This window comes from Streptomyces sp. NBC_01591 (assembly GCF_035918155.1).
Taxonomy (GTDB): domain Bacteria; phylum Actinomycetota; class Actinomycetes; order Streptomycetales; family Streptomycetaceae; genus Streptomyces.
Window position 1 is genome coordinate 6,996,059 of sequence record NZ_CP109327.1, and the last position, 10,552, is coordinate 7,006,610.

The 10,552-nt window shown below is 71.7% G+C and carries 10 protein-coding genes and 1 pseudogene; 6 read left to right on the forward strand and 5 right to left on the reverse strand.

Going from position 1 to position 10,552, the window contains the following annotated elements:
• The first annotated feature begins 1 nt into the window (after window position 1).
• The 3 genes and pseudogenes from OG978_RS32105 to OG978_RS32115 all read left to right on the forward strand — a co-directional run bounded on the left by OG978_RS32105 (window position 2) and on the right by OG978_RS32115 (window position 4,172).
• Window positions 2-2,386: a xanthine dehydrogenase family protein molybdopterin-binding subunit gene (locus OG978_RS32105; protein ID WP_326768545.1), complete on the forward strand. Its 2,385-nt coding sequence runs from the start codon at window positions 2-4 to the stop codon at window positions 2,384-2,386.
• Between the two features lies 1 nt (window position 2,387).
• A pseudogene (locus tag OG978_RS32110) lies at window positions 2,388-2,953 on the forward strand (solute carrier family 23 protein); the annotation flags it as partial.
• Window positions 2,954-3,020: 67 nt separating this feature from the next.
• The gene (locus OG978_RS32115) at window positions 3,021-4,172 is read left to right on the forward strand and encodes an XdhC family protein (protein ID WP_326768546.1); all 1,152 of its coding nucleotides are present in this window, start codon (window positions 3,021-3,023) and stop codon (window positions 4,170-4,172) included.
• A gap of 310 nt (window positions 4,173-4,482) precedes the next feature.
• Here OG978_RS32115 and OG978_RS32125 read toward each other — a convergent pair whose 3' ends face one another.
• Window positions 4,483-5,748, reverse strand: coding sequence for an MFS transporter (locus tag OG978_RS32125; protein WP_326768547.1), 1,266 nt, complete (start codon window positions 5,746-5,748; stop codon window positions 4,483-4,485).
• Window positions 5,749-5,984: 236 nt separating this feature from the next.
• Here OG978_RS32125 and OG978_RS32130 point away from each other — a divergent pair, with 236 nt between their 5' ends.
• Window positions 5,985-6,506, forward strand: a complete 522-nt coding sequence (locus OG978_RS32130) for a DinB family protein (protein WP_326768548.1) — start codon at window positions 5,985-5,987, stop codon at window positions 6,504-6,506.
• Window positions 6,507-6,559: 53 nt separating this feature from the next.
• Here the strand turns inward: OG978_RS32130 and OG978_RS32135 are convergent, their stop codons facing one another.
• Window positions 6,560-6,850 carry a hypothetical protein gene (locus OG978_RS32135; protein WP_326768549.1) on the reverse strand — a complete coding sequence of 97 codons (291 nt, stop codon included), beginning with the start codon at window positions 6,848-6,850 and terminating at the stop codon, window positions 6,560-6,562.
• Window positions 6,851-7,253: 403 nt separating this feature from the next.
• Between OG978_RS32135 and OG978_RS32140 the strand changes: the two genes are divergently transcribed.
• Window positions 7,254-7,832: a dihydrofolate reductase family protein gene (locus OG978_RS32140; protein ID WP_326768550.1), complete on the forward strand. Its 579-nt coding sequence runs from the start codon at window positions 7,254-7,256 to the stop codon at window positions 7,830-7,832.
• A gap of 106 nt (window positions 7,833-7,938) precedes the next feature.
• A complete protein-coding gene (locus tag OG978_RS32145) occupies window positions 7,939-8,370 on the forward strand; it encodes a nuclear transport factor 2 family protein (protein ID WP_326768551.1) in 432 nt (143 codons plus the stop codon).
• Window positions 8,371-8,435: 65 nt separating this feature from the next.
• Here OG978_RS32145 and OG978_RS32150 read toward each other — a convergent pair whose 3' ends face one another.
• From OG978_RS32150 to OG978_RS32160, 3 genes are read right to left on the reverse strand one after another with little or no spacing between them, the layout of a single operon-like run.
• On the reverse strand, window positions 8,436-9,575 hold the full coding sequence (locus OG978_RS32150; RefSeq protein ID WP_326768552.1) for a zinc-binding dehydrogenase: 1,140 nt from the start codon (window positions 9,573-9,575) through the stop codon (window positions 8,436-8,438).
• Entirely contained in the window at window positions 9,572-9,874 is a 303-nt protein-coding gene (locus tag OG978_RS32155; RefSeq protein ID WP_326768553.1) for a putative quinol monooxygenase, read from the reverse strand. Before OG978_RS32155 ends, OG978_RS32150 begins: the two co-directional genes overlap by 4 nt.
• Window positions 9,875-9,879: 5 nt before the next feature.
• The gene (locus tag OG978_RS32160; protein ID WP_326768554.1) at window positions 9,880-10,539 is read right to left on the reverse strand and encodes a glycerol-3-phosphate responsive antiterminator; all 660 of its coding nucleotides are present in this window, start codon (window positions 10,537-10,539) and stop codon (window positions 9,880-9,882) included.
• Between the last annotated feature and the right edge of the window lie 13 nt (window positions 10,540-10,552).

The window sequence follows — 10,552 nt, forward strand, 5'->3', positions numbered from 1 at the left end:
GATGGGCGTAACCGGCAACCCCACCAGCATCAACCAGGGCACCCGCACCAAGGGCGGCATCGGCGAGTCCACGCTCCGCCCCGACGGCATCCTCAAGGTCACCGGCGAGTTCGCGTACTCCTCCGACATGTGGCACGAGGACATGCTCTGGGGCCATACCCTGCGCTCCACCGTCGCGCACGCCGAGATCGTCTCCATCGACACCTCGGAGGCACTCGCCACGTCCGGCGTCTACGCCGTACTCACCTACGACGACCTGCCGAGCACGGTGAAGAACTACGGCCTGGAGATCCAGGACACCCCCGTCCTCGCCCACGGCAAGGTCCGCCACCACGGCGAACCGGTGGCACTCGTCGCCGCCGACCACCCGGAGACGGCCCGCCGCGCCGCCGCGAAGATCAGGATCGACTACCGCGAACTGCCCGTCGTCACCGACGAGGCGTCCGCTACCGCGCCCGACGCGATCCTCGTCCACGAGGGCCGCGACGACCACCACGCCGGGCACGTACCGCACCCCAACATCGTCCACCGCCAGCCCATCGTCCGCGGCGACGCGGACGCGGCGGCGGCCCGCGCCGATGTCGTCGTCAGCGGCGAGTACGTCTTCGGCATGCAGGACCAGGCCTTCCTCGGCCCCGAGTCCGGTCTGGCCGTGCCCGCCGAGGACGGCGGCGTCGACCTGTACGTCGCCACCCAGTGGCTCCACTCCGACCTGCGCCAGATCGCACCGGTCCTGGGCCTGCCCGAGGACAAGGTCCGCATGACGCTCTCCGGCGTCGGCGGGGCCTTCGGCGGCCGCGAGGACCTGTCGATGCAGATCCACGCCTGCCTGCTCGCCCTGCGCACCGGCAAGCCGGTCAAGATCGTCTACAACCGGTTCGAGTCCTTCTTCGGGCACGTCCACCGTCACCCGGCGAAGCTCTGGTACGAGCACGGTGCCACCCGCGACGGCAAGCTGACCCATATGAAGTGCCGCATCGTGCTGGACGGCGGCGCCTACGCATCCGCCTCCCCGGCCGTCGTCGGCAACGCCTCCTCGCTCTCCGTCGGCCCGTACGTCATCGACGACGTCGACATCGAGGCCATCGCGCTCTACACCAACAACCCGCCGTGCGGCGCCATGCGCGGCTTCGGCGCGGTGCAGGCCTGCTTCGCCTACGAGGCCCAGATGGACAAGCTGGCCGCCGAACTGGGCATGGACCCGGTCGAGTTCAGGCAGCTCAACGCCATGGAACAGGGCACGCTCCTGCCGACCGGACAGGTCGTCGACTCGCCCGCACCGGTCGCCGAACTGCTGCGCCGGGTCAAGGCCAGGCCGCTGCCGCCCGAGCGCCAGTGGGAGGTGGCCGGCGAACAGGCCGATGTACGGGCCCTGCCCGGCGGGCTCTCCAACACCACCCACGGCGAAGGCGTCGTACGCGGCATCGGCTACGCGGTCGGCCTCAAGAACGTCGGCTTCTCCGAGGGCTTCGACGACTACTCCACCGCCCGGGTGCGCATGGAGGTCATCGCCGGTGAGCCGGTCGCGACCGTGCACACGGCCATGGCGGAGGTCGGGCAGGGCGGCGTCACCGTCCACGCCCAGATCGCCCGCACCGAACTCGGTGTCGCCCAGGTCACCATCCACCCGGCCAACACCCAGGTCGGCTCGGCCGGCTCCACCTCCGCGTCCCGGCAGACCTACGTCACCGGCGGTGCCGTGAAGCACTCCTGCGAGGCCGTCCGCGAGAAGGTCCTGGAGATCGGCCGTCGCAAGTTCGGTACGTACCACCCCGCGTGGGCCACCGCCGAACTGCTCCTGGAGGGCGGCAAGGTCGTCACCGACGGCGGCGAGGTGCTGGCCGACCTGGTCGACGTACTGGAGGACGAGGCGGTCGACATCGAGCTGGAGTGGCGCCACCGGCCCACCGAGGCGTTCGACCTCCGTACCGGACAGGGCAACGGCCACGTCCAGTACTCCTTCGCCGCCCACCGCGCGGTCGTCGAGGTCGACACCGAACTCGGCCTGGTCAAGGTCGTCGAACTGGCCTGCGCCCAGGACGTCGGCAAGGCGCTCAACCCGCTCTCGGTCGTGGGCCAGATCCAGGGCGGCACCACCCAGGGGCTGGGTGTCGCCGTCATGGAGGAGATCATCGTCGACCCGAAAACCGCGAAGGTGCGCAACCCGTCCTTCACGGACTACCTGATCCCCACCATCCTCGACACCCCGACCATCCCGGTCGACGTGCTCGAACTCGCCGACGACCACGCCCCGTACGGGCTCCGTGGCATCGGTGAGGCCCCCACCCTGTCGTCGACCCCGGCCGTCCTCGCGGCGATCCGGAACGCGACGGGCCTGGAGCTCAACCGGACGCCGGTACGCCCCGAGCACCTCACCGGCACCTGACGGCTTCTTCGACGCGATGGCGACCATCATCGGAGTCGGTACCGAGGCCGGACTCGCCGACAGCAAGGGCCGGATGCCGGGCCTCTCCAAGGCACTGTTCATCGACGGTGCGGGCGGCGCGATCGGTGGCGTCTCCGGGGCGTCCGGGCAGACCGTTTTCATCGAGTCGGCGACCGGCGTCGGCGAGGGGGCGCGCACCGTCTGTCCTCCGCCGTCACCGGTGTGCTCTTCGCCGCCGGACTGTTCTTCACCCCGCTCGCCCAGATTGTGCCGGGGCCGATCGCCGCCGCCGCACTGGTCGTCATCGGCGCGATGATGATGCAGAACGCCCGCCACGTCGACTGGAGCGACCGCTCCGTGGCCGTGCCGGTCTTCCTGACCGTGGCGCTGATGCCGTTCACTTACTCCATCACCGCCGGTGTCGGCGCAGGGGTGATCTCCTTCGCCGCGATCAAGGCGGCGCAGGGCAGGTTCCGCGAGGTGGGCGTCTTCATGTGGGTGCTGACCGGCGTGTTCGTCGTGTACTTCGCGCTCAGCCCGATCGAGAGCTGGATCGGCGCCAAGTAGAACCGGAACCGGTCCGCACCGGACCCCTCCCGCCGCCCCTCCGCACACCCGTAGAAGGAGAATCGCCATGCTGGACATCGCCGAAGAGCTCAACCGGTGGGTCGAGCAGGGACGCGACTTCGCCGTGGCCACCGTCGTGGCGGTCGGCGGCAGCGCGCCCCGGCAGCCCGGAGCCGCCCTCGCCGTCGACCGCGACGGCACGGCGATCGGATCGGTCTCCGGCGGGTGTGTGGAGGGCGCGGTGTACGAACTGTGCGAGCAGGCGCTGGACGACGGTACCGCGGTGCGCGAACGGTTCGGCTACAGCGACGAGGACGCCTTCGCGGTGGGACTGACCTGCGGCGGCGTCATCGACATCCTGGTGACACCGGTCCGTGCGGACGACCCCGCACGGGCGGTGTTCGCCACCGCGTTCGCCGCCGCCGCAAGGGGGTCGGCGGCGGCCCTCGCCAGGATCACCGACGGACCGGCGGAACTCCTCGGGCGCCCCCTGCTCGTCCACCCCGACGGCTCGCACGAGGGCGGGCTCGGCGGACATCCGGAACTGGACCGCACCGCGGCAGCCGACGCCCGCGCCATGCTGGACGCCGGCCGCACCGGCCCCGTCGTCATCGGCGCCGACGGCTCGCGCTGCGGACAACCGCTCACCCTGCTCGTCGAATCGAGCGTCCCACCACCCCGGATGATCGTCTTCGGGGCCATCGACTTCGCCTCGGCACTGGTCCGGGCGGGCAAGTTCCTCGGGTACCACGTCACATTGTGCGATGCCCGACCGGTCTTCGCCACGAAGGCCCGCTTCCCCCAGGCCGACGAGCTGGTCGTCGACTGGCCGCACCGCTATCTCGCGGCGACCGAGGTCGACGCGCGCACCGTCCTGTGCGTCCTCACCCACGACGCCAAGTTCGATGTCCCGCTGCTGGAACTGGCGTTGAAGCTGCCGGTCGCGTACGTCGGGGCGATGGGGTCGCGCCGCACCCATCTGGAGCGCAACGAACGGCTGCGCGACGTCGGCGTCACGGAGCTGGAACTGGCCAGGCTGCACTCGCCGATCGGCCTCGACCTCGGAGCGCGTACCCCCGAGGAGACCGCGCTGTCGATCGCCGCGGAAATCGTCGCAGACCGGCGCGGCGGCAGCGGCGTACCGCTCAAGGGCGCGCACACCCCGATCCATCACGAGGCCGGCCCGCCGCCGACCGGAGTGATCACATCCGTGGCCTGAACCGGCCCTCGGTCCCCGACCGTTGCGGGCGGGTCCGCCGAGCCCGCCGTCGTCGCCGTGGAGCGCGACGCCTTGGGCCGCCAGTGCGCGAACTCCCCGGCATCCTGGGCCCCAACCGCATCATCGGCTCGGTCACCGCCCTCGGCGCAGCCCCGGCCGGCCGGCCCCACCCCTACCGCACGGACCTGGCGGGGCCGGGGGGCACAGGTACGGCTGCTGGACACGGTGGCACCGGCGATCGAGGCGGACCTGGCCGCCGTCTGGGAGGACTGGCTCGCACCGGGCGGACCCGGAGTGCCGGACCTCCAGGTCACGAACGGCTGACCGCGCCGCGAGCCACCGCACCACGGGCCGCCGAACCGCGAGCCACCACGGCCGCACACAGCAGCGCGGGCACCGCCGCGACCGCGAAGCAGACGGCCGGCGGGAGCCGGTCCACCAGCAGGCCCACCGTCGCGGCGCCCACCGACGACCCGGCGTTGACCGCGGTGTTCACCCAGGCACCCGCCTGTGTGCGGCTGCCCGAGCCCACGGACTCGTCCGCGATGAGGTACGCGGTGGTCAGCGCGGGCGCGACGAACAGCCCGGCCACCGCGGCGAGCGCGGCCAGCACGTACACACTGGGCGACAGCCCGGCCCCGACCACGGCGGCGCCCAGTCCGGCGGCCAGCAGCGGGAGCCGCGCCCGGTTCGACGCCCGCCAGGAGACGGCGCCGTAGGCGAGCCCCCCGACCGCGCTTCCGGCCGAGAGCGCGGCGAGCACCCACGAGACAGCCCCCGCGCCCTGGTGACGCTGCTCGGTGAATGCCACCACCAGCAGGTCCAGGCCCCCCAGGCACAACCCCACGGCCGCCGTCACCAGCACCGCGTGCCGCAGCCCGATGACGCCGAGCAGCCGCCGCCCGTCCGGCGGGACGTCCGGACCGGCCGCCGTGTCGTCGGACGGCGCCGCGCCCGTATCGCGTACCGCCGGTGAGGACACCAGCGCCAGCGTGCCCACGAGGATCAGCGCGGCGCTGACCGCGACCCCGGCCGCGGGCGAGGCGAACTTCACCACCACCCCCACCAGCAACGGACCGCTGACGAAGAGGAGTTCCTCGGCGACACCGTCCAGGCTGTAGGCGCGCCGCAGCAGTTCCCGGTCGGCGACGAGACTGCTCCACAGGGTCCGCATCACCGGCCCCAGCGGTGGTGAACAGGCCCCCGCCGCGGCGACCAACGTCCCCAGCAGGAACGCCGAGGTCCCCGGCCGCCAGGTGGCGTACGCGAGGGCGGCGAGCAGTACCGCGTAGACCCCGGCCATCGGCGGCAGGACCCGGCGCGGCCCGTACCGGTCGATCATTGCGGCACGGGCGGGGGAGAGGAAGACACTGGTCGCCCCGAAGAGCGCCATGACGGCACCGGCGACGGAGTATGAGCCGGTGCTCGCGTTCACCGCCAGCAGCAGCGAGAGCGAGACCATCCCGTACGAGAGCCGCCCCAGCAGAGCGGCACCGAAGGTGCGGGCGGCGTGACGGGTACGCAGGACGGTGGCATACGAAGGCGTGCGCGAAGGCACGGGTGATGGCGAGAGCATCGATACGTTCCTCGTGAGGGCAGCGCGGCAGAGGGCGCTGCGGGCATGCGGGGACACCGAAGTGCCGCACCCGGCGGAAGCGGGGGGGTGCGGTCAGTACGGGGTCCTACGCACGGGAGAGGAACATGTCGGCCAAGGTATCAGGGCGACAGGCCCGGGTGGAGGGGGAGTTCGGCGGCCGCATCCGCCGACACGTGGTGTGAGGTGTGACATCGCCTCGGGTAGCGTCGATGCCCATGTCGCTCTCCTCGTACCCCTCCCGTATGCGCCCGGACTTCGAAGCGGACGAGCGGACTCAGCTCGTCGGCTGGCTCGACACGCAGCGGGCGACCGCCCGCTGGAAGTGCGAGGAGCTGTCGGAGGCGGACGCGCACCGCGCCGTTCTGCCGTCGTCGCCGCTCATGACGATGGCGGGTGTCATGTCGCACCTTCGGTGGGCCGAGCACCTCTGGTTCGAGGTCGTCCTGCTGGGCCGTCCGGCCGTGGGGCCGGTGTTCGACGAGCCGGAGGACGCCGACATGAGGGTCGAGGGCGTTTTGCTCGCGAAGCTCCTCGACGACTACGACCGGCAGGTCGCGGTGTCGAACGAGATCTTCGCGGGACGGTCGCTCGACGACGTGGGCCGGCACCCGGAATTCGAGGCGTCGGGCGCGAGCCTGCGCTGGATCATGTTCCACATGATCGAGGAGACCGCCCGGCACGCGGGCCACCTGGACGCCATCAGGGAACTCCTGGACGGCCGGACCGGCCACTACTGATCTGGTCCGCCGTCCTGCCGCGCCCGCGCCGGTCTCGCGGCCTGCCGCCCGCGTCAGCCGGTGATGTCGGTGTCGGCCGCCAGGATCTGTCCGGCGGTCCGCCGGAGCTCGGGGAGGAAACCGATGGCCTTCTCGCCCCGGCGGAGGAGGTCGCCGGTCGATGTGATGCCGAGGTCGGCGACCGCCTCCAGGAAGGCCGGGAGGCGTGCCTGGTGCAGTTCGGGGGCATCCGCGGCCAGTACGGTGTGACATCGCGCGAAGGTCGCGATGATCCAGAACACCGCTTCGCGATGGTCGCCCCGCTCGATGAGAGCACCTCGTCCGCCGAGGCGAGCTCCTCCCACGGCAGAAGGCTGACCTCCAGCAGCGCGTCCCGGAAGCGGAGCTTGCCGGGCTTGGCGGGCGGGGCGGGGTCGGCGGTGACGACCACGATGTCCACGATGTCCACGTCCGAGTACGGGGACAGTTCGGCGTCGTCCGGCAGGCCCACCGTGGAGCCGCTGAAGAAGGCGCCACGGAAACCGGGATCGGGCCGGGCGTGCTCGATGACCCACTGGACCGCGGCCGATCGGGCCGTACCGACTCTCCCTCGGAACCTCTTTCCTCCGGGGCGTCACCGTATGCCGATCCTGGCGCGGACCGCGCCCGCGAAGCGTGTCACTCGTTGCCAGGCGCGCGGCCGAGGCGTCAACTGTTCTGGCGCCGGGCAACCGCGCGGCGCGACGTCTCCGGCGGAAGAGGATTGCGATGAGGAAGATCGTCCTGATGGCCTCGGTGTCCCTCGACGGCTTCATGGAGGGGCCGGACCGTGAGATCGACTGGCACCTGGTCGACGACGAACTGCACCGTCACTTCAACGAGCAGCTCCGGACCATGGGCGGTTTCCTGGAAGGCCGGGTGACCTATCAGCTCATGGCGGATTTCTGGCCGACCGCCGACTCCGATCCCTCCGCCACCGAAACCGTGGCGGAGTTCGCCGGCATCTGGCGGGACATGCCCAAGATCGTGTTCTCCCGGACCCTGGAACGTGCCGACTCGAACACCACGATCAGGCGGGAGGTCGACGCGGAGGAGATCAGGGCGCTGAAGGCGCAGCCCGGCGGGGACCTGTGCCTCGGGGGTGCCGATCTCGCCGCGACTTTCATGCGGCTCGACCTGGTCGACGAGTACCGCGTCTACGTCCATCCCGTCCTCATCGGCCGGGGCAAGCCCCTGTTTCCGGCCTCGTCCGGCCGGACCGGCCTTCGTCTGGCCGGGACCAGGGAATTCGGCAACGGGGTCGTGCTGCTTCGTTACGACCGCCGCGCGGTTGCTCCAGCGGAATGAACTCCCCGGGCCGCGACGGTGTGTGACCGGTGCTGTGCCGGGTCGTACGGGGAGTCCTCCCCGTATAACTGCCGCACCGTCGCGAGATCTCACGAAAGGACCGGCGATGACGCTCAGTGTCGAGGACCGTCTGGACATCTCCGAACTGCTCGCACTGCATGGGCACTTGGTCGACAACGACGAACTGAACAGGCTGGACGAGCTGTTCACCGATGACATCGTCTACGAAACCTCGAACCTCGGACACGGAGAGCTGCGCGGGCTGGCCGCCTTCCGGGACATGGCGCGGGCACGGGCGGGCAAACCGGGCGCGCCCATCGGCCACCATGTCAGCAACATCGTCCTCACCGAGGCCGGGGACGGCCGGGTCCACGCGCGGTCCAAGGGGATCGGTGTCGGCGCGGACGGCGAGTGCGGAAGCGTGACCTACGAGGATGTGATCGTGCGCGGCGAGCAAGGATGGCGCATCTGCCGGCGCAGGATCACCCTGCACTTCACACCCGCCGGCGCACCGGACACGGAGGGGGCCGACAAGTGACGGGCACGGCCGGCGACGCCCCTCGGACGAGCAGGGGCGCCGTCGGCCGGGCCACGGCTCGGGCGTCAGGCGCTCAGCATGCCCGAGGTGTCGATGACCTGACGGATCGCCCGGCCCGAAGCCAGCTCCTCCATCGCCGCGTTGATGTCGGTCAGCGGCAGGGTGCCCGTGTGCATCTGCTCCACCGGCATCAGGCCCGCCCGCCACAGGTTCAGGAACCTCGGGATGTCGCGGCGCGGCACCGCGTCGCCCATGTACGAGCCCAGCAGGGACTTGCCCTCGCCCGCGAACGCCAGGGCCGGCACCTCCAGCACCCGGTCGGGCGCCGGCAGGCCCACCGAGACGACCTTGCCGCCCCGGGCCACGGCCGACAGGCACTGGGCCATCACCTTCGGACTGCCCACCGCCTCGACCGCCAACTCGGCTCCACCGGAGGTGAGTTCGCGGATCTGGCGCTCCGCGTCGTCGGGGGCGTACGCATGTGTCGCACCCAGCCGTAGAGCCAGCTCGCGCTTCTCCTGGACCGGGTCGACCGCGACGATCGGGTACGCGCCCGCCGCGCGGGCGCCCAGCACCGCGGAGAGGCCCACCCCGCCCAGGCCGTAGACCACCGTCGACTGCCCCGGACGCAGGGCCGCCGTGTTGATCACCGCGCCCGCGCCCGTCAGTACTGCGCAGCCGAACATCGACGCCACGGTGAACGGGATGTCCTTGGGGATCGGGACCACCGACTCCTGGGCCAGCACCGCGTGTTCGGAGAAGGCGGAGACGCCCAGCTGGTGGTGGACCGGGTTGCCGGCGGCGTCGGTCAGCAGTGACGGGCCGTGCAGCAGTGCACCCGAACCGTTCGCCGCCGCGGCCTGCGCGCACAGGGCCGGCCGGCCCGCCGCGCAGTCACCGCAGAAGCCGCAGCTCGGCACGAAGACCAGCGCCACATGGTCGCCGGGGGAGACCCGGCCGACGCCCGGTCCGGTGTCCTGGACGACGCCCACCGCCTCGTGACCCAGCGCCATCGGCAGCGGGCGGACCCGGTCGCCGTTGACCACCGAGAGGTCCGAGTGGCAGAGCGAGGCGGCCGCGATCCGTACCAGCACCTCGCCCTCGCGCGGGGCGCCCAGCTCCAGCTCCTCCACCTCGACCGGGCGGGTGTCGGAGTACGGTCGGGCCGTCGATATCCCGCGCAGCACCACCGCACGGGTCTTCACGCGCCCACCTCCGGACGCGGGGCGCAGCGCAGCACGTCGCGGCTCTCCAGCAGCGGGACGACCTTGCCGAGCACGATCTCCTGGAAGTGCGGGGTGGCGCAGTGGGCGGTGAAGTCGGCCTCGGAGGTGTACTCCTCGTACAGCACGATCGCCCGCGGGTCCTCAATGCCCTGGTGGACCCGGTAGGCGAGGTTGCCGGGCTCCTTGCGGGAGGCGGCGGCCACCGTGTCGAGCAGGGGCAGGACGGTGTTCTCCTCACCGGCCCCGGTGCGGTAGCGGGCTACGACCACGTAAGTCATGGGGGTTACTCCTGGGGTGCGGCGGGCCTCTTCAGGGCGGCGGGCGGGACCGGCGGCAGCTGGTCCCGGCGCAGATGCCAGAGGCGGGGGTCGGACGTGGCGGCGGCGGCCGACCCGAGGGCCAGCGCGAGCGCGACGTCCGCGGGGGACTCCACGAAGCCCGCGGCCACCGACGGGGACATCGCGCGCTGTGCCTGCGCGCTCATCCGGGCGACGATCGGGGCGGGCATGATCTCGACCAGGTCCGGCGCCCCGCGCGAGATCGCGTCCGTGGAGCGGCGCAGATTGGACCGGTCGGTGACGAACACCTTCATCATCGTCAGCAGGCCGAGCGGGCGGCCCTTCTCTATGAGGGAGAGCCGGGTGCTGACCACGCCGTGCGCGCCCATGTTCTTGATGAACTCCAGCGCGCCCCGGTCCTGAGCCAGACCGGGGCTGCTGTCCACGTTCACGAACACGGTCTTCCCCGCCCGGCCCAGCGCAGGCACGACCTGTGGCAGCTGCCCCACCGCGAACGACGCGAGGATGCACACCTTGGCCGGTGCGGTCAGGAACTGCCGCAGCGGCTGGGTGCCGACGACCGACGCGACGACCGGCACCTCGGCGAACGCCGCGGTGAGCCGGGGGTCGAGTGCGGCACCGGACCGGGAGGGGGAAGGGGTCATGGCAAGGGCCTGC

Excerpts from the sequence above, each read along its gene's own strand:
- OG978_RS32145 (WP_326768551.1), top strand. The coding sequence starts at position 7,939 with ATGACGCTCAGTGTCGAGGACCGTCTGGACATCTCCGAACTGCTCGCA.
- OG978_RS32155 (WP_326768553.1), bottom strand. The coding sequence starts at position 9,874 with ATGACTTACGTGGTCGTAGCCCGCTACCGCACCGGGGCCGGTGAGGAG.
- OG978_RS32105 (WP_326768545.1), top strand. The coding sequence starts at position 2 with ATGGGCGTAACCGGCAACCCCACCAGCATCAACCAGGGCACCCGCACC.
- OG978_RS32130 (WP_326768548.1), top strand. The coding sequence starts at position 5,985 with ATGTCGCTCTCCTCGTACCCCTCCCGTATGCGCCCGGACTTCGAAGCG.
- OG978_RS32140 (WP_326768550.1), top strand. The coding sequence starts at position 7,254 with ATGAGGAAGATCGTCCTGATGGCCTCGGTGTCCCTCGACGGCTTCATG.
- OG978_RS32160 (WP_326768554.1), bottom strand. The coding sequence starts at position 10,539 with ATGACCCCTTCCCCCTCCCGGTCCGGTGCCGCACTCGACCCCCGGCTC.
- OG978_RS32125 (WP_326768547.1), bottom strand. The coding sequence starts at position 5,748 with ATGCTCTCGCCATCACCCGTGCCTTCGCGCACGCCTTCGTATGCCACC.
- OG978_RS32115 (WP_326768546.1), top strand. The coding sequence starts at position 3,021 with ATGCTGGACATCGCCGAAGAGCTCAACCGGTGGGTCGAGCAGGGACGC.